The sequence below is a fragment of the Nocardioides sp. CCNWLW239 genome (genome assembly GCF_037137035.1).
In the GTDB taxonomy this organism is placed as follows: Bacteria; Actinomycetota; Actinomycetes; order Propionibacteriales; family Nocardioidaceae; genus Nocardioides.
Genome location: NZ_JBBBNW010000003.1, coordinates 966,315 through 982,599, shown reverse-complemented (window position 1 = coordinate 982,599; position 16,285 = coordinate 966,315). Strand labels below are relative to the sequence as shown.

Annotated in this window: 24 protein-coding genes; 8 read left to right on the top strand and 16 right to left on the bottom strand. The window is 68.4% G+C overall.

Annotated features, from left to right (window positions below):
* The first annotated feature begins 24 nt into the window (after positions 1–24).
* Entirely contained in the window at positions 25–801 is a 777-nt protein-coding gene (locus WBG06_RS16565) for a class I SAM-dependent methyltransferase (protein ID WP_336737973.1), read from the top strand.
* On the opposite strand, the gene WBG06_RS16560 is transcribed toward WBG06_RS16565, so the two are convergent.
* Positions 798–1,826 carry a tyrosine-type recombinase/integrase gene (locus WBG06_RS16560; RefSeq protein ID WP_336737971.1) on the bottom strand — a complete coding sequence of 343 codons (1,029 nt, stop codon included), beginning with the start codon at positions 1,824–1,826 and terminating at the stop codon, positions 798–800. The genes WBG06_RS16565 and WBG06_RS16560 overlap by 4 nt on opposite strands.
* 84 nt (positions 1,827–1,910) lie before the next feature.
* Here WBG06_RS16560 and WBG06_RS16555 point away from each other — a divergent pair, with 84 nt between their 5' ends.
* From WBG06_RS16555 to WBG06_RS16545, 3 genes are all read left to right on the top strand, one after another.
* Positions 1,911–2,918, top strand: a complete 1,008-nt coding sequence (locus WBG06_RS16555; protein ID WP_336737970.1) for an alpha/beta fold hydrolase — start codon at positions 1,911–1,913, stop codon at positions 2,916–2,918.
* Positions 2,919–2,996: 78 nt separating this feature from the next.
* A complete protein-coding gene (locus WBG06_RS16550) occupies positions 2,997–3,179 on the top strand; it encodes a hypothetical protein (RefSeq protein ID WP_336737969.1) in 183 nt (60 codons plus the stop codon).
* Positions 3,180–3,220: 41 nt separating this feature from the next.
* Complete coding sequence (locus WBG06_RS16545; RefSeq protein WP_336737968.1) at positions 3,221–3,730, top strand: anthrone oxygenase family protein; 510 nt, start codon at positions 3,221–3,223, stop codon at positions 3,728–3,730.
* A 12-nt stretch (positions 3,731–3,742) separates the two neighbouring features.
* On the opposite strand, the gene WBG06_RS16540 is transcribed toward WBG06_RS16545, so the two are convergent.
* The 4 genes from WBG06_RS16540 to WBG06_RS16525 are packed head-to-tail and all read right to left on the bottom strand — an operon-like array spanning position 3,743 to position 5,187.
* On the bottom strand, positions 3,743–4,132 hold the full coding sequence (locus WBG06_RS16540; protein WP_336737967.1) for a DUF1304 domain-containing protein: 390 nt from the start codon (positions 4,130–4,132) through the stop codon (positions 3,743–3,745).
* Positions 4,133–4,150: 18 nt separating this feature from the next.
* Positions 4,151–4,447: a hypothetical protein gene (locus WBG06_RS16535; RefSeq protein ID WP_336737965.1), complete on the bottom strand. Its 297-nt coding sequence runs from the start codon at positions 4,445–4,447 to the stop codon at positions 4,151–4,153.
* Between the two features lie 18 nt (positions 4,448–4,465).
* Entirely contained in the window at positions 4,466–4,810 is a 345-nt protein-coding gene (locus WBG06_RS16530) for a TraR/DksA family transcriptional regulator (protein ID WP_336737964.1), read from the bottom strand.
* Positions 4,807–5,187 (bottom strand): MmcQ/YjbR family DNA-binding protein, encoded by a 381-nt coding sequence (locus WBG06_RS16525; RefSeq protein ID WP_336737963.1) that lies wholly within the window; start codon positions 5,185–5,187, stop codon positions 4,807–4,809. The genes WBG06_RS16530 and WBG06_RS16525 overlap by 4 nt, the downstream gene beginning before the upstream one ends.
* Positions 5,188–5,211: 24 nt before the next feature.
* On the opposite strand from WBG06_RS16525, the gene WBG06_RS16520 reads away from it, so the two are divergent.
* Both WBG06_RS16520 and WBG06_RS16515 read left to right on the top strand, forming a co-directional pair.
* Complete coding sequence (locus WBG06_RS16520; RefSeq protein ID WP_336737962.1) at positions 5,212–5,829, top strand: GyrI-like domain-containing protein; 618 nt, start codon at positions 5,212–5,214, stop codon at positions 5,827–5,829.
* Between the two features lie 109 nt (positions 5,830–5,938).
* Positions 5,939–7,288 carry a lipase family protein gene (locus WBG06_RS16515; RefSeq protein ID WP_336737961.1) on the top strand — a complete coding sequence of 450 codons (1,350 nt, stop codon included), beginning with the start codon at positions 5,939–5,941 and terminating at the stop codon, positions 7,286–7,288.
* On the opposite strand, the gene ddaH is transcribed toward WBG06_RS16515, so the two are convergent.
* From ddaH to WBG06_RS16500, 3 genes are read right to left on the bottom strand one after another with little or no spacing between them, the layout of a single operon-like run.
* Positions 7,279–8,049: a dimethylargininase gene (gene ddaH, locus WBG06_RS16510; RefSeq protein WP_336737960.1), complete on the bottom strand. Its 771-nt coding sequence runs from the start codon at positions 8,047–8,049 to the stop codon at positions 7,279–7,281. The two genes, WBG06_RS16515 and ddaH, sit on opposite strands and share 10 nt — an antisense overlap.
* 25 nt (positions 8,050–8,074) lie before the next feature.
* Positions 8,075–8,443 carry a DUF5615 family PIN-like protein gene (locus tag WBG06_RS16505; protein WP_336737959.1) on the bottom strand — a complete coding sequence of 123 codons (369 nt, stop codon included), beginning with the start codon at positions 8,441–8,443 and terminating at the stop codon, positions 8,075–8,077.
* On the bottom strand, positions 8,440–8,670 hold the full coding sequence (locus WBG06_RS16500; protein ID WP_336737958.1) for a DUF433 domain-containing protein: 231 nt from the start codon (positions 8,668–8,670) through the stop codon (positions 8,440–8,442). Before WBG06_RS16500 ends, WBG06_RS16505 begins: the two co-directional genes overlap by 4 nt.
* Positions 8,671–8,730: 60 nt before the next feature.
* On the opposite strand from WBG06_RS16500, the gene WBG06_RS16495 reads away from it, so the two are divergent.
* Positions 8,731–9,363 carry a class I SAM-dependent methyltransferase gene (locus tag WBG06_RS16495; RefSeq protein ID WP_336737957.1) on the top strand — a complete coding sequence of 211 codons (633 nt, stop codon included), beginning with the start codon at positions 8,731–8,733 and terminating at the stop codon, positions 9,361–9,363.
* Here the strand turns inward: WBG06_RS16495 and WBG06_RS16490 are convergent.
* From WBG06_RS16490 to WBG06_RS16465, 6 genes are all read right to left on the bottom strand, one after another.
* Complete coding sequence (locus tag WBG06_RS16490; protein ID WP_336738076.1) at positions 9,360–9,575, bottom strand: GNAT family N-acetyltransferase; 216 nt, start codon at positions 9,573–9,575, stop codon at positions 9,360–9,362. The two genes, WBG06_RS16495 and WBG06_RS16490, sit on opposite strands and share 4 nt — an antisense overlap.
* 22 nt (positions 9,576–9,597) lie before the next feature.
* Positions 9,598–10,083: a VOC family protein gene (locus WBG06_RS16485; protein WP_336737956.1), complete on the bottom strand. Its 486-nt coding sequence runs from the start codon at positions 10,081–10,083 to the stop codon at positions 9,598–9,600.
* A gap of 39 nt (positions 10,084–10,122) precedes the next feature.
* The gene (locus WBG06_RS16480; RefSeq protein WP_336737955.1) at positions 10,123–10,605 is read right to left on the bottom strand and encodes a DUF6069 family protein; all 483 of its coding nucleotides are present in this window, start codon (positions 10,603–10,605) and stop codon (positions 10,123–10,125) included.
* A 115-nt stretch (positions 10,606–10,720) separates the two neighbouring features.
* Positions 10,721–13,081, bottom strand: coding sequence for an excinuclease ABC subunit UvrA (locus tag WBG06_RS16475; protein WP_336737954.1), 2,361 nt, complete (start codon positions 13,079–13,081; stop codon positions 10,721–10,723).
* 52 nt (positions 13,082–13,133) lie between these two features.
* Positions 13,134–13,556: a VOC family protein gene (locus WBG06_RS16470; protein ID WP_336737953.1), complete on the bottom strand. Its 423-nt coding sequence runs from the start codon at positions 13,554–13,556 to the stop codon at positions 13,134–13,136.
* 5 nt (positions 13,557–13,561) lie between these two features.
* On the bottom strand, positions 13,562–14,011 hold the full coding sequence (locus WBG06_RS16465) for a helix-turn-helix transcriptional regulator (RefSeq protein ID WP_336737952.1): 450 nt from the start codon (positions 14,009–14,011) through the stop codon (positions 13,562–13,564).
* A gap of 129 nt (positions 14,012–14,140) precedes the next feature.
* Here WBG06_RS16465 and WBG06_RS16460 point away from each other — a divergent pair, with 129 nt between their 5' ends.
* Positions 14,141–14,311, top strand: a complete 171-nt coding sequence (locus WBG06_RS16460) for a hypothetical protein (RefSeq protein WP_336737951.1) — start codon at positions 14,141–14,143, stop codon at positions 14,309–14,311.
* A gap of 22 nt (positions 14,312–14,333) precedes the next feature.
* Here the strand turns inward: WBG06_RS16460 and WBG06_RS16455 are convergent, their stop codons facing one another.
* The gene (locus tag WBG06_RS16455) at positions 14,334–15,005 is read right to left on the bottom strand and encodes a response regulator transcription factor (RefSeq protein ID WP_336737950.1); all 672 of its coding nucleotides are present in this window, start codon (positions 15,003–15,005) and stop codon (positions 14,334–14,336) included.
* Positions 15,002–16,234, bottom strand: coding sequence for a sensor histidine kinase (locus tag WBG06_RS16450; RefSeq protein WP_336737949.1), 1,233 nt, complete (start codon positions 16,232–16,234; stop codon positions 15,002–15,004). The genes WBG06_RS16455 and WBG06_RS16450 overlap by 4 nt, the downstream gene beginning before the upstream one ends.
* Positions 16,235–16,285 lie beyond the last annotated feature (51 nt).

The following is a 16,285-nucleotide window of genomic DNA, read 5'->3' as shown; positions in this document are numbered from 1 at the left end:
GAGAGGCGGTTAGAGTGCGCTGCTGTGACGGATGACTTCGACCCGGTCGCACACAACCGCGTCGCCTGGGACGACCTGGTCGACAACGACAACGAATGGTCTCGGCCGGTGGGTCCGGAGATCATCGCTCGGGCACGTGAAGGCGACTGGTCTGTCGTTCTCATCGGCCACGAGCCGACGCCGCGAACCTGGTTTCCTGACGACCTGGCCGGCATCAGAGTGCTCTGCCTGGCGTCGGGCGGTGGTCAGCAGGGCCCGGTCCTCGCCGCAGCGGGCGCCACGGTGACCGTGTTCGACAACTCGCCCAAACAGCTGGCGCGCGACGACGAGGTGGCCGCTCGCGAGGGTCTGGTGCTGCGTACCGTCCTCGGCGACATGCGCGATCTCAGCGCCTTCGAGGACGCTGCCTTCGACGTCATCGTCAATCCGGTGTCGACCCTGTTCTGTCCTGACCTGAAGCCGGTCTGGGCGGAAGCGCGCCGGGTGCTGCGTCCAGGCGGGACGCTCCTGACCGGGTTCATGAACCCGGACGTCTACATCTTCGACGAGGTGGCGCTCGACCGACGGGAGCTGGTGGTGCGCCACCGGCTGCCCTTCAGCTCGCTCGATCTCTCCGAGGACGACCGGTTGCGCGCCTACGGTGACGGGCCGATCGAGTACAGCCACTCGCTGACCGAGCAGATCGGCGGGCAGCTCGCTGCCGGTTTCATCCTGACTCATCTCACCGAGGCTCCGCACCACGCCGACGTCACGGCGCAGCATCTGCCCGGTTACATCGCAACCCGCGCGGTCAAGCCCTAGTGGTCTGAGCCGGGCGGCTCGAACGCCTCCGCCGTGTCCCGCAGCACCTCGCGCGCAGGCGAGAGCAGGACGGCGTCACGGGTGTCCGAGGCGGTCGCCTTGACGTAGATCCCTGTTGTCTTGAGGTCCTCGTGGCCGAGCAGCCCTTGGACCGCCGGCACCGGTACGCCGGAACGGATCAGTCCCTTGGCGGCGCTGTGCCGGAAGGCGTGTGCGGCTTCGCCAGGCTGCTTCGGGACGCCCGCGAGCCGGATCCAGGTCTCGACCAGATGGTTGAGTGCACCGGGACGCAGCTGCTTGCCGGAGGTCAGCACGAACAGGTGGTCCGCCACGTCGCGAGCACCGAAACGGGACTCGAGCTCGGTCAGATAGAGGTCGACGGCGTCCACGGCCTCGGGAGGCAGCGGCAGGTTGCGCTGCTTGTCGCCCTTGCCGATGACCCGCACCAGCGTCTCTCCGTCGGGCTCGCGGCGGATGGAGCCGACGGTGAGCCCGCACAGCTCCGCTGCTCGTACGCCGGTGGTGACCAGCACCGCGAAGATCGCCCGGTCACGCGCCGGCCATCGCCGCCGGTCGGTGCCCTCGCGTGGCGTCGAGGCGACCCGCGCCAGGCGCCGGAGCTCGTCGACGCTCCAGCCGGCCGGCAGGCGGCTGGGCCGCTCGGGCGCCTCGATGCGCAACGTGGGATCCACCAGCAGGTGTCCCTCGAGCTGCAGCCAGTGAGTGAAGAGCCGCAGCGTGCCGACCCGGCGCTGACAGGTCGCCGCAGCCGAGCTCTCGCGCAGCGACCTGTAGGCGATGCGTACGTTCTGATCGGTCAGCGCCGAGATCGGGACCGATGCCAGGACGTCGGCGTCGGGATCACCACCGGCGTCGACGTGCAGCTGACGGGCCCAGGCGGCGATGTCCTGCCGGTAGGCGCTGCGTGACTTGTCGTTGAGACCTCGCCGGGTCAGCGTGGCCCGGTCGGTCAGGAAGTCCTCGACGACATCACCGAACATCACTGCATCGTCAGGTACGCTCACATCCCCCGATATTACAGTCTTTTCGAACATTTCTGCGATAGGGGGTACTATCGCGGAAATCAAGCGAGGTGGCAGACTCGCGCCGTGGCCGACACCGCTGTAACTCACCGCACCGAGCACGTCAACGGAATCGACCTGCACTGGGCGGAGACGGGCCCGGCCGATGGCCGGCTCGTGGTCCTGGTGCACGGGTTCCCAGAGTCCTGGTACTCCTGGCGCCATCAGCTCGCCGCGCTCGCCGAGGCCGGCTACCGGGCGGTCGCGATCGACGTACGTGGCTACGGCGGGTCCTCGCGGCCCACGGCCATCGAGGACTACCGGATGCTGCGCCACGTCGGTGACAACGTCGCTCTCGTGCGCACGCTGGGCGCGGAGACCGCCGCCATCGTGGGTCATGACTGGGGTGCTCCGATCGCGTGGACCTCGGCACAGCTGCGGCCGGACGTCTTCACCGCGGTGGCCGGTCTGTCGGTGCCGTTCAGTCCTTCCGGACGCCGCCGTCCGACCGAGGCGATGGCCCAGGCGGGCGGTGACGACGAGGACTTCTACATCTCCTACTTCCAGGCTCCGGGCGTCGTCGAGGCGGAGATCCTTCCCGACGTACGCCGTTGGCTTCTCGGCATCTACTACTCGATCTCGGGCGAAGGCGTGCTCGAGGCCGGCGGCGACCCGCGCGGGGCGCTCGGGCTGGTTCCGCGCGGCGACCGGCTCTCGGACCAGTTCCGCTATCCCGCTCAGATGCCTGCATGGATGAACGAGGAAGACCTCGACGTCTACGCCGGCGAGTTCGCCGACTCCGACTTCTTCGGCCCACTCGCGCGCTACCGCAACATCGATCGCGACTGGGAGGATCTGGCGGTCTTCAGCGACGTTCCGATCAGCGTGCCGTCGCTCTTCGTCGCCGGCGAGTTCGACGGCCCCGCCATCACCGGACGCCGCCAGATCGAGCGCTTCGATCAGACCCTGCCCGGGCTCACTCGATCGGTGGTCCTCCCCCGGTGCGGACACTGGGTCCAGCAGGAGCGCCCCGAGGAGACCAACCAGCTGCTCCTGGAGTTCCTCGACCGTGCCGAGTCACGCCAGACCGGCTGACCGGCTCACTGGCTGACCAGCAGACCATCGGGGCACCGGCTGCGCATGGGCGCAGTCGGGATCGGGTACCAGCCCTCCATGGCGAGCTCTGCACTGGACATGGTGGGTGCCACGGTCGTGGTGCTCTTCGTGCTGATGGTGCTCGCAGCCGCGGCCGGGTTCCTGCTGGCGAGGCTGGAACGGCGCCGCGCACGCAGGATCCACGACGATCTCGTCGAGATGCGTGACCAGCGCGGCCGGCACCGGCGCGGCCGACCGTAATTCGATGGCCTCCCCCGTGGAAACCCGATTGTCTGGCTTCCGTGATCGAGGATCTCCGCACCCTGGCACTGCTCGCCGCGACCATGACGATGGGTCTGATGGCAGGTTACTTCGCGCTCTACGCGCACACGATCATGCCGGGGTTGGCCACCACGGACGACCGCACGTTCGTCGGCTCGTTCCAAGCACTCGACCGCGCGATCATCAACCCCTGGTTCATGGTGAGTGGATTCCTCGGCGCGCTCGTGTTGACCGCCCTGGCGGCTGCACTGTCCTTCGGGGCCGGTCAGCGCCGACTGCTGGTGTGGGTGGTGGTGGCGCTCGCTCTCTACCTGCTCGCCTTCGTCCTCACCATCGCCGTCCATCTCCCGCTCAACGACGCCCTCAAGGCCGCCGGGGCACCGGACCGGATCTCCGATCTCGCCGCTGTCCGAGAGGCGTTCGACGAGGCGAGGTGGGCCCGCTGGAACCTCGTACGCACCCTCGCCACCACTGCGGCCTTCGGCTGTCTCGCCTGGAGCCTGGTGCTCCAGGGTCGGCTGTCAGCCTGAGCCTCGCATGGATCAAGCGAGCGAGCCGATGACGAGCGCAGCGGCCGCGAGCAGCGGAACGACTCCCTGCTTGAGCGCAGCGCCGCGCTTGTCGGGCGAGGTGACGAACAGGAGGATCGCGGCGGCGGCCATCGACCCCGTGCCGGCGAGCACCAGGGCGGTGCCGGCAGCATCAGCGGAGCCGGCGAGGAGCGCGATGCCCACAGCGGTGACGATCGCCAGGAACAGGTTGTAGAAGCCCTGGTTGAACGCCATCTCCTTGGTTGCCTCGGCCTCCTGGAGGGTCGTTCCGAAGACGGCGCGCGTCTTCGCGCTCGTCCAGGTGAGCGACTCCATCACGAAGATGTAGACGTGCACCAACGCAGCCAAGCCGGCGAACACCAACGCCACAGCAACCATCATGGGCTGAGAGTAACCGGCTCAGAAGCGCACCGGGAACAGCTCCGTGCGGGCGACGGCCGCGTCGCGCTCGGCGGACAGCGACGTACGCCGCTCGTCGTTCAGGTAGGCGTCGAGCGAGGACTGGCCGGGGAACCGGAACAGCTGGACCTCGTCCGGCTGCCCAGCGGTGTCGGCGAGCGCTCGCTGGACCACCTCTCCCCCGTGCTCCTGGATCAGCTGAAGGACTCGGTCCTCGTAGGCGTGCAGTGATTCGGCCTCTCCGGTGTGTGCCCACAGCAGGCAGCACAGCAGGACCGGCTCTTCGGGATGCGACACATCTTCTCCTTGTCGAGGTCAGGGCCTGGCGGCGCAGGTGATGCAGGTGCGTGCCGCCGGGCGTGCTTCGAGGCGACCCTCGCCGATCGGCCTGCCGCAGCTCTCGCACGTCCCATACGTTCCCTGATCCAGCCGTTCCAGCGCCGCGTCGACCTCATCGAGATGCCGGCGCACCTGGCGTACGACCGACTGGACCTGGGACCTCTCGAAGGCGATCGTCGCGCCCTCGGGGTCGTGCTCGTCGTCGGCATTGGTATCCCGTGAGGCCGCGACGACGGCATCGAAGTCGTCGGTCAGGTCGGCGAGCCGGGTGAGGGTCTGTCGGCGCTCGGTCGCGAGGCGTTCGCGGGCTCGGTCCGTCATCGGTTCATCGGGTGGTCCGGCCCGGGGCCGTCGGGATGGGTGAGGTCGTAGGCGGCCGCGACCTTCTTCGGTACGCAGAGCCGCCAGGCGTCGACGACGAACTCGCACGCCTCGATCGGGTCGAGGGCGGCCAGGGACGACTCCACCCAGTTGAACCGCATCTCCGACTCCCGGGGCAGGTGGAACTTCTCGGGCGCTCCGGCGACCAGGCCGGCTCGCTCCTCCTTCGGGAAGCCGAAGCCCATCTCGGTCTCGTCCAGGGAGAAGGCGACGTAGACGATCGAGCCGACCCGGAACTTCAGCCGACCGCGTACGAACACCTCATAGGAGCGTTCGAGGCTCGAGCCGAGCCAGCGCACGTCCTCCACGGTTGCCATGCTCTGGAGCGTAATCATGTCTCCATGGCGACGAAGACCGATCTGAAGAAGACGCTCGACGGCTATCGGGCGCGCCGGGGTGAGTTCCGTGTCCTGCAGATGCCGCCACTCCCCTACCTGATGGTCGACGGACATGGCGATCCCAACACGGCTCAGGAGTACGCGGACGCGCTCGCGGCCCTCTACCCGGTGGCGTACACGCTCAAGTTCGCCAGCAAGAAGGACGGTCGCGACTACGTGGTGCCGCCGCTGGAAGCGCTGTGGTGGGCCGAGGACATGGACGCGTTCACCCGGGCGCGCGACAAGTCCCGATGGGACTGGACCGCGATGATCATGACCCCTGACTGGATCACCGAGCGGCTGTTCGAGGAGGCGATCGCGACCGTGGCGGCGAAGGATCGTCCGGCGAGCCTGGACAAGGTCCGCTGGGAGACGCTTGATGAGGGCACCTGCGTGCAGACGCTGCACATCGGGCCGTACGACGCCGAGGGCCCGGTGCTCGAGGAGATGCACCAGCGGTTCGTCCCCGACCAGGGGCTGCGGCTGACCGGGAAGCACCACGAGATCTATCTGAGCGACCCGCGACGTGCCGATCCCGCCACGCTGAAGACGATCCTGCGCCAGCCGGTCCTCCCGACCTGATTTTCGGTGTACGAATGTTGACTCAAACTCTTGTCGACGTGAGCGGCCTCACATTACTCTTCAGTAACCCGGGACGGAGTCGTCCCGCTCACGTGAGGAGAGTTCCCCCATGTCTCTGCCCGCATCGAGAACGGTCTGCGCCCTCGGCGTGCTGGCCACTGCCCTGACGGTCACCGCCCTCGCTCCGGCCTCCCCCGCCACCGCAGCCGGCGGAACCATCCCCACCGCGGTCTCGCGCGGCGTGGAGATCCCGGCGTTCTACGACCCGCCGTCGACCCTCCCCGAGGCGAACGGTGAGCTGGTGCGCACCGAGCCGCTGCGGCTCGGCGCCGGGCTGTCGATCCCGGGCATCGGGTCGCTGCCCGGCACCGCGACCCGGGTCATGTACAAGACGACCGACAACAACGGCGCCCCAGCAGCTGTGACCGGCGCCTATATCGAGCCGTTCGCCCCCTGGTTCGGCGCCGGCGACCGGCCGCTGGTGGTCGTCGCGCCCGGCACGATGGGTCAAGGCGACCAGTGCTCGGCCTCGCTCGGCCTCGAGCGACCGATCCTGTTCAACGGCAAGACCGTCTCGGTGGGCTATGAGGACATCGGGATCTACCGCATGCTGGCGCGCGGCATGGCGGTGATGGTGACCGACTACGTCGGCCTGGGTGCGACCGACCGGCTCCACACCTACGTCGACCGGGTCGACGGCGGCCACGCCGTCCTCGACGCGGCGCGAGCAGCGCGCTCGGTGCCGGACTCGTCGGTGACCGCAACCTCACGGGTGGCGCTCTACGGCTACAGCCAGGGCGGTGGTGCCACCGGGTCGGCGGCTGAGCTTGCGCCGGCGTACGCTCCCGACGTCCGGCTGGTCGGTGCCTACGTCGGCGCGCCGCCGGCCGACCTGCGGGCGACCGCAGAAGGCATCGACGGGTCGGCGCTCGTCGCTGCGCTCGGCTGGACCATCAACGGTCTCGCCCAGTCCCACCCGGACCTGCGGCCGATCCTGGACGAGAACCTCAACGAGAAGGGTCAGGCAGCGCTCGAGGACCTGTCGACGGCCTGTGTCGGTGACGGCATCATCAGCTACCCCTTCCAGCGGAGCACCAGCTGGACCAGGACCGGAGAGAGCCTCGAGGACATCATCGAGCGCGAGCCGACGGTGCGGGCGATCATCGACGAGCAGAAGATCGGGAACCAGGCTCCCCGGGTCCCGGTGCGGGTGGCCACGGGCACCGAGGACGACATCGTCCCGCACGAGCAGTCCCGTCAGCTGGCCGTCGACTGGTGCGGTCGGGGAGCCAAGGTGACCTATCAGGCGGTCGTCATGCCCAACCTCGGCGACGGGCTGATCACCAACCACATCTCCCCGCTCCTCGTGGACCAGACGGCGGCCGTCAACTGGGTCACCGACCGCGTCAGCGGTCTCCCCGCCATCTCGAACTGCGCGACGATGCCGATTCAGCCCTGAGCTTCCCGGAGCCGCACGGACAGGCAGGTGACGCAGCCCTCGAGCTTCTCGAACTCGGAGATGTCGACCGCGACGACGGTGTAGCCGCGCTCCTCGAACATCGCCCTGCTCAGCGGTGCCGAGGCGGCCATCAGCAGCGTGTCGTCGTCCAGGACGACCACGTGGGAGCCCGATTCCTCCGGGACCGGCAGGAACCGGGCTCCCCACACGTCCGTGTCGTCGACAAGGGGCTCATGGCCGATCACGGTGCCGTCGGGCAGCGCCGTGACGGCAGACTTCAGATGGAGGACCTTCGAGACCGGCACGGCCACGACCTCGGCACCCAGCGGGCCGAGCAGCGCCCGGAGCTGGGCGATCCCCTCGGCGTTCGTACGCCCGCCCTCCCCCACCCACACGGTGTCACCGTGCTTGAGCACGTCACCGCCGTCGAGCGTGCCGGGCTCTTCGATGTGGGCGATCCGGTAACCCCGCGCCCGGACCGCCTCCTCGGCGGCGACGATCTCCGGACGCCGCTTCAGCGCGCCCGGCCGGCTGATCACCGCCAGGTCACCGAAGACGACCATGGTGTCCTCCACGAAGACCGAGTCCGGGCAGTCGTCGGCGGGATCGACCTCGTGGGTGGTCCAGCCCGCGGAGCGCATCGCGGTGACGTACGCCTCCCACTGGGCGACGGCGAGATCGACGTCGACCGGGGTCCGTTCGATGTGGGTGACGAGGCCGTCGGCGAGGCGGGGCGAGGGGCGGCGTACGAGAGCGTGCATGGGTGAGAGTATCGCTGACGAGCGATCATCCGATCGGCAGTCGCCTGATCCTCATCGTCTCCTCGCCGATGACGACGACCGCACCGGCGAGCAGGTCTTCCTCGACATCGTCAAGATTATCGATGACCACGCGCGCGATCTCGTGGACTCGTCGGCCAACCAAACGCCGGATCAGGACGAAAGACGGGGACGTTGCATGCGTCCTCGCCAGCAGCGTGCCGAAATCGGTGTCGGCGGAGACCAGGATGCGCTCGTCGCGCTTCGCAAGTTCGAGTACGTCTGGATCCAACGTCCCAGCGAGTCCGAGTTGTCGAACATGAATGACGTCATTCCCTCCCGCTACGAGCAGGGGAACCAACTTCTCGGAGAGGTTCTCGTCGAGAAGCAGTCTCATGCGCTTGGGCGCAACGGCAGTTCGCGCTCACGCACAGCCTCGGCTGCATAGCGGAGGGCCTCAGACACATCTTCGGCGACGAGGTCAGGTAGGTCATCGACGATCTCGTCGATCGTCATTCCGTCCGCGACCATCGCGACGACGGTCGCTACGGGGATGCGCATCCCCCTGATGGTCGGGACCCCACCCATCCGATCAGGATGCACAGTAATTCGTTCGAACGTCACGGTCCGAGGTTACCTCTCGAGTTGCCAGTTCGGCGCGACGTATGTGCGTAGGTTGGTCCCATGAGCGAGCACGAGGGACGCGAGATGTTCGAGCCCGAGTCGTGGGAGGAGCGCTACGCCGGGGAGGAGAAGGTCTGGAGCGGCAACCCGAACCCGCAGCTCGTCGCCGAGGTCTCCGCGCTGGCGCCGGGGACGGCGCTCGACGTCGGCTGCGGGGAGGGCGGTGACGTCATCTGGCTGGCGCAGCAGGGCTGGACGGTCACCGGCGCAGACTTCTCGGCGAACGGGCTGTCCCGGGCGAAGCGTCACGCCGAGGAGGCCGGGGTGGCGGAGCGTACGTCCTGGTGGCAGGTCGACGCCCGCACGTTCGACGCCGGTGGTCGAGAGTTCGACCTGGTCACGTGCCACTTCCTGCACACGCCCGACGGGAGCATGGTCGAGGTCGCCGGACGCCTGGCCACCGCGGTCGCGCCCGGAGGCCATCTGCTGATCGTCGGGCATGCGCCCTCGGAGGTCTTTGCGCGCCACAGTCATCACGACGCGATGTTCCTCGCCGCGGACCTGGTCCCCGGGCTGCCGGACGGGTTCGAGCCGGTCGTGGTCGAGCAGCGCCCCCGCCTGACGATCCGCGACGGGATCCCGGTCGAGATCGACGACTCGACGCTGCTCGCCCGCCGGGCCTCGAACCCCTAGGTTCGGACCATGCGGCGCTCGACGCCGACCGGTTCGGTCGTGGTCATGCCGTCGAACCGGAAGCCCTGACGTTCGTAGAACGCCGTGGCGCGCTGGTTGCCGTCGAGAACCCAGAGGTACGCCGCCGACGCCCCGATCACGGCCTCGAACAGCCGGTGACCGAGGCCGGTGCCGTAGCTCTCCGCCCGGGCAAAGAGGGCGGAGAGCTCCAGCGACGGCAGCCCGGAAAGAACCTCAGTCGAGGCACCACTCGTTTCCTTCGGGGTCCTGCATGACGATGAAGCCGTTGCTCATCGGCGGTTCGGGCTCGAAGCGGCGTACGCGGGTGGCGCCGAGCGCGACGGCACGTTCGCACGCGGCCTCCAGCGCGGCCATCCGCTCCTCCCCCACCAACCTGGGCGCTGCCCGGACGTCGAGATGGACGCGGTTCTTCGCCGTCTTCGACTCCGGCACGCGTTGGAAGAAGACCCGCGGGCCGGTGCCGGCGGGATCCTCGATCGCGGAGGCGTTGTTGCGCTCCTCCGGCGGCACTCCGACCTGCTCGAGGAACGCGTCCCAGGCGTCCAGCGGATCGGTGCCCTCGGGCACCTCGACTCCCGGCGGGCCGGGGTGGACGTATCCGAGGATGTCGCGCCAGAAGGTGGACAGTGCGCGCGGGTCGTGCGCGTCGAAGGTGACCTGGAAGGTTCGGGTCTGACTGGTGCTTGCTTCGGTTGGCATGGCACCACCCTGACACCGATTCAGGACAGTTTCCGTCCTTTATCGGCGGTGGGCAGGTGTGCGCAGTCCGAGACCGCGCCGCTCCTCCATCCGCATGGCGATCATCGGAACCACGATCGCTGCGGCGACGACATGCGTCAAGCACAGCACGCCGACGAAGGCCAGGTCGAACTCGAAGAACGGCAGCACGTCGGGAATCAGGGAGAGCCCGGTGAGCACGATGGCCGTGATCTGGAACGTCGAGCGCGGCAGCTTGGCGACCCGGATCGTCACCTCGGCGATGATGATGCCGATCAGTGAGCAGTAGACGGTCAGCATCGGGAACGCGGAGATCGGTACGTCACCGAGGCTGCTGCCGAAGTCGACGCCGGCCACCTTGGCGATCACGGCGATCAGTGTCGTCGCGATCGCGGCGACGGCGGTGGCGACCAGCCCGCGCGGCCAGACCGGCGCCGGACGTTCCCGCACCGGCGTGATCTCCACTGCCGTGCTCTGCCTGTGCTCGGGAAGGTAGAGGGTCAACTCGGGTGCTCCTTGATTGATGCTGCAACCAATTCACACTAAGCGTGACCCTCTACCTCGACCGCATCCAGATACCCGCAAACAGGCGTGATTCGCGCCACCCGCTACCTCGGGGTCACGCCCCGACGTACGCAGCCAGGTGCTCACCGGTCAACGTCGACCTCTTCGCGACGAGCTCGGCGGGCGTACCTTCGAAGACGACCAGCCCGCCGTCGTGACCCGCGCCCGGGCCGAGGTCGATGATCCAGTCGGCGTGAGCCATGACGGCCTGGTGGTGCTCGATGACGATGACCGACTTGCCGGCGTCGACCAGCTGGTCGAGCAGCGCGAGCAGGTTGTCGACGTCGGCGAGGTGGAGGCCGGTGGTCGGCTCGTCCAGAACGTACGTCCCGCCCTTCTCTCCCAGGTGCATGGCCAGCTTGATCCGCTGCCGCTCGCCCCCGGAGAGGGTGTTGAGCGGCTGGCCGAGCTTGAGGTAGCCGAGGCCGACGTCGCTCATCCGCCCCAGGATCTTGGCGGCCGCCGGCACCTTCGACTCGTCCTCGGAGAAGAACGCGTGCGCCTTCGAGACCGACAGGTCGAGCACCTCGGCGATGTTGAGCCCGCCGAGGCGATACTCGAGCACCAGCGGCTGGAACCGCTTGCCGCCGCAGTCCTCGCAGGGCGAGGCGACGGTCTCCATGAAACCGAGCTCGGTGTAGATCATCCCGTTGCCCTTGCAGGTCGGGCATGCGCCCTCGGAGTTGGCCGAGAAGAGCGCCGGCTTGACGTCGTTGGCCTTCGCGAACGCCTTGCGGATGGGCTCGAGGAGGCCCGTGTAGGTGGCCGGGTTGCTCCGCCGGGACCCCTTGATCGCGCTCTGGTCGACGAACTCGACGTCGGCGCTGGCGGGGATGGAGCCATGGATCAGCGAGGACTTCCCCGAGCCGGCGACACCGGTGACCACCGTCAGCACGCCGAGCGGGATGTCGACGTCGACGTTGCGGAGGTTGTGCGAGGTCGCCCCGCGGATCTCCAGATAGCCCTTCGGCTCGCGGACCGTCTCCTTCACCGAGGCGCGGTGGCCGAGGTGGCGCCCGGTGAGCGTGTCGGCCGCGGCGAGTCCCTCGTAGGTGCCCTCGAAGCAGATCGTGCCGCCGTCACTGCCCGCCCCCGGACCGAGATCGACCACGTGGTCGGCGATAGCGATCGTCTCCGGCTTGTGCTCGACGACGAGGACGGTGTTGCCCTTGTCGCGCAGGTCGAGCAGCAGCTTGTTCATCCGCTGGATGTCGTGCGGGTGCAGACCGACGGTCGGCTCATCGAAGACATAGGTGACGTCGGTCAGCGCAGAGCCCAGGTGGCGGACCATCTTCGTACGCTGCGCCTCTCCGCCGCTCAGGGTTCCCGAGGGCCGGTCGAGGGAGAGGTAGCCGAGGCCGATCTCGACGAACGAGTCGAACAGGTGCAGCAGCCCGGCCACCAGGGGTGCGACCCCCGGCTCGTCGATGCTCCGCAGCCACTCGGCGGCGTCGGTGACCTGCATCGCGCACACGTCGGCGATCGACTTGCCACGGATCTTGGAGGAGAGCGCCGACTCGTTGAGGCGGGTGCCGCCGCAGGCCGGGCACGGCTTGAAGACCGCCGCCGCCTGGACGAACTTCTTGATGTGGGGCTGCAGCGCCTCGACGTCCTTGCTGAACATCGACTTGCGGATCTTCGGGATGAGGCCTTCGAAGGTCGCGTTGATGCCCTCGAGCTTGATCTTGCGGGGCTCGGCGTAGAGCAGGTCGTGGCGCTGTTCCTCGGTGAGGTCCTTGACCGGCACGTCCTCGGGCACGACGACCTTGAACGCGGCCACCATCCAGCCGTCGGCGGTGTAGCCCGGCACCAGGATCGCCCCGTCGACCAGTGACTTCGACTCGTCGATGATGACCGAGAGGTCGAGGTCGGAGATCGTGCCGCGGCCCTCGCACTCGGCGCACATGCCGCCGAGGTAGACCGCGTCCTTGACGATCGTCTTCTCGCCCTTCGGGCCGGTCATCACTCCGCTCGCGCGGGTGGTGGGGATGTTGAAGGAGAAGGCGGTCGGTCCGCCGATGTACGGGTCGCCCAGGCGACTGAACAGGGAGCGCAGCATCGCGTGGGCGTCGGTGACCGTGCCCAGCGTCGAGCGCGGGTTGGCGCCGAGCCGCTCCTGGTCGACCAGGATGGCGGTGGTCAGACCCTCCATCGCGTCGACCTCGGGCCGCGGCAGGCTCGGCATGAAGCCCTGGATGAACGTCGAGTAGGTCTCGTCGATCAGTCGCCGCGACTCCGCTGCGATCGTGCCGAAGACCAGCGACGACTTCCCGGATCCGGAAACGCCGGTGAACACCGACAGGCGGCGCTTCGGGATCTCGACCGAGATGTCCTTGAGGTTGTTCTGCCTGGCGCCCTGGACGCGGATCAGGTCGTGGGTGTCGGCATCGTGCTCGGCCGTGCTGGCATCGTTCATGGCGGTCAGGCTAGCCGGAGGGTTGAACCCGGGCGCGCACATTTTCTCCGGCTCACTTGATCTGCTGGAGGCGGACGGTGTTGCCGGCGGGGTCACGGAAGGAGCAGTCCCGCATACCCCAGTCCTGGTCGGTCGGCTCCGACATGATCTCGCCGCCGGCGGCGTCGATGCCGGCCTGGATCTCCTCGAAGGCGGCGTCGATGTCCGGCGAGGAGAGCATGATGCTGCCGAACGTGCCCTTGGCCATCATCTCGAGGACGACGTTGCTCTCCTCCTCGGTGACGTTCGGGTCGGCGTTGGGCGGGTAGAGCACGATGCTGATCTCGGGCTGTGACGGCGGTCCGACCGTGAGCCAGCGCATCGCCTCGTAGCCGACGTCCTTCCTCACCTCGAATCCCAGCAGGTCGCGGTAGAACCTCAACGAGGCCTCCGGGTCGGTGTGCGGCAGGTAGCTGTGGCAGATGGTGATGTCCATGGACCTCAACCTATGTAGGGGTCCGGCACTTTCGCTTCTCGATTTCTGACCGGTCTGGTGACCTGTTTCGAGACGCATGGCGGGATGCCGGCCCCATCGATCGTCGCCTTGTCGCGGTAGACGCTCGGCGACATCCCGACGAGCTCGCTGAACCGGGTCGAGAACGTGCCCAGCGACGAGAAGCCGACCTCGAAGCAGATGTCCGTGACACTGCGGTCACCGCGCCGCAGCAGGGTCATCGCCCGCTCCACGCGGCGGGTCATCAGGTAGGAGTAGGGCGGCTCACCGTAGGCCTTCTTGAACTCCCTGCTCAGGTGACCTGCCGACATGTGCACGCCGGCGGCCAGAGCCTCCACGTCGAGCGGCTGGGCGTACTCCCGGTCGATGCGGTCCTTGACCTTGCGCAGCAGCTTGAGGTCTCGCAGTCGCTGCGTCTGGTCGGCCTTCGTCGTCACCGTCCGATCCTCCCATTTTGATGAATCTGCCGCGTGTCGACGAAAAAGTGTCGAATTCGGGCGCGCACACTCGTGGAGTAGGTGAAGGCACGCTGTGCCTGACAAACATCGGCAGGATAGGAGAAAGTCATGTGGGACACGGCTCAGAACCCCGAGAACACCAACGTACGCAGCTTCCCGATGTCGCACTTCCTGCCGTGCCCGCGATGCGGCCACGAAGTGCACACCTACCTGGCCTGCAGCGACACCTGCTCGTGCGCGCCGGTCGTGATGCCGGGCAGCGTCCCGCTGGCCGCCTAGATACTCGAGCCAGATCCTCTGGCTAGATCTTCAGGCCCGACTCGATCGCGAAGACGACCAGCTGGGCGCGGTCGCGGGCATGCAGCTTCACCATCGCACGCGAGACGTGCGTGCGGACCGTGTCCGGGCTGACCACGAGCTCGGCGGCGATCTCCGCGTTGGATCGGCCGGTGGCCACCCAGGCGACCATCTCCCTTTCGCGCTCGGTGAGGTCCCCCAGCCGTGGATGCGGATTGGCGGCCCGTCGAGAGGAGCCGAACTCCTCGATCACCCGCTTCGTCACCGTCGGGGCGAGCAACGAGCCACCGTCGGCGACGACCCGGATCGCGTCCAGCAGCGCCACCGGCTCCGCGTCCTTGAGCAGGAATCCGCTCGCCCCCAGACGCAGCGCCTCGAAGACGTACTCATCGAGCTCGAAGGTCGTCAGCATCACCACGCGCACGTCCTCCAGCGAGGCGTCAAGGGTCACCTGCTCGAGCATGCCGAGACCGTCGAGCACCGGCATCCGGATGTCGCAGAGCACGACGTCGGGACGGGTGCGACGCAGCATCGGCAGCGCGGCACTGCCGTCCGAGGCCTCACCGACGACCTCGAGATCGGGCTCGGCACCGATCATCGTCGCCAGGCCCATCCGGACCAGGGGCTGGTCATCGACCAGAGCAACCCTGATCGGCGTGCGATCACGGTGACTCATGCCAGCCCCTCCGCGCCACCCGCCGAGGACCCAGCAAGCGGGATGGAAGCCCGCAGCCGGAAGCCCCGCACCTCCGGCCCCGCCTCCAGGGTGCCCCCAAGCGCCTCGACGCGCGACCGCATTCCCACAATTCCCATCCCTGGACCTCTCTTCGCGCTCGACATGTCCGATCCCCGCCCGTCGTCGGTCACCGTCACCACCAGCTCGTCGGCGTTTCCCTCGTGGGTCGAGTCTGTCGAGCGTTGTATCGAGCTTGTCGAGATGACCACCACGTCGGCCCGGGAGGCCTCGGCATGCCGCAGCACGTTGGTGAGCCCTTCCTGAACCACCGCGTACGCCGCCCGTTCCGCCTGCGCCGGCACCGCGTCCGCCTCGACACGGAGCGAGACGTCCAGACCGCCGGTGCGCACCCGTTCGACCAGGGCCGGCAGGTCGGCGAGACCGTGCTCGGGAGCCCGCGGCGCCGCGGCATGCGGCTCGGTCTCGGTCAGCCTGGCCAGCTGGCGGCGCAGCAGGTCGAGGGACTCCTTGCTCTCTGCCCGGATCGCCTCCAGGTTGCGCCGGGCTGCTTCCGGGTCGCGGTCGAGCACGTGCAGGGCGGCGCCGGCCTGCATCGCGATCACCGCCAGGCCGTGGCCGACACCGTCGTGCAGGTCCGCGGCCATCCGCACCCGCTCCTCGCTGACGACGCGGCGCTGGCGCTGGGCGCGGGCCTCGTTGCGGGAGCGCAGCGCGGTCGCGATGGCACCACAGGCCGCGATGATCGCCACCTGGCCGATGGCCTGCCACACCGACAGGTTGCCCTCGAGGCTCGGCCCGTGGCCTCCTGATCCCCAGGGCGGACCCTGACCGACCTGGGACCCGAGTCCCGGACGGTCGGGGTTCAGCATCATCCCGGTGACACCGAGCACCGCGCCCCCGATCGCCCAGCCGACCCAACGACGCAACGGCAGTGACAACGCGAGCGCGAAGGTGACGGCGGGAAGCACGAAGAAGATGGGCCCGGCAGCGTACCCCGCCATGAAGTAGGCCCCGACGCACAGGCCGCTGACCGTGACGGCCCATCCCGGGGGCCTCTGCAGCAGGACGGGGAAGATCCCTGCCAGGGCGAGCACGGCGACCAGGAACGTCGGGCCGTCGGCGTCGGATCGGGAGGCGGTGGCCAGCGAGCCGACCACCACGAACACCGCGACCAGCCACGGCAGCGGGTGGCGGCGCAACCAGGACATGGACACACCGTAGTTCGCGCGAGCGCCCGAGGCGTACGACATCAGCGTTCG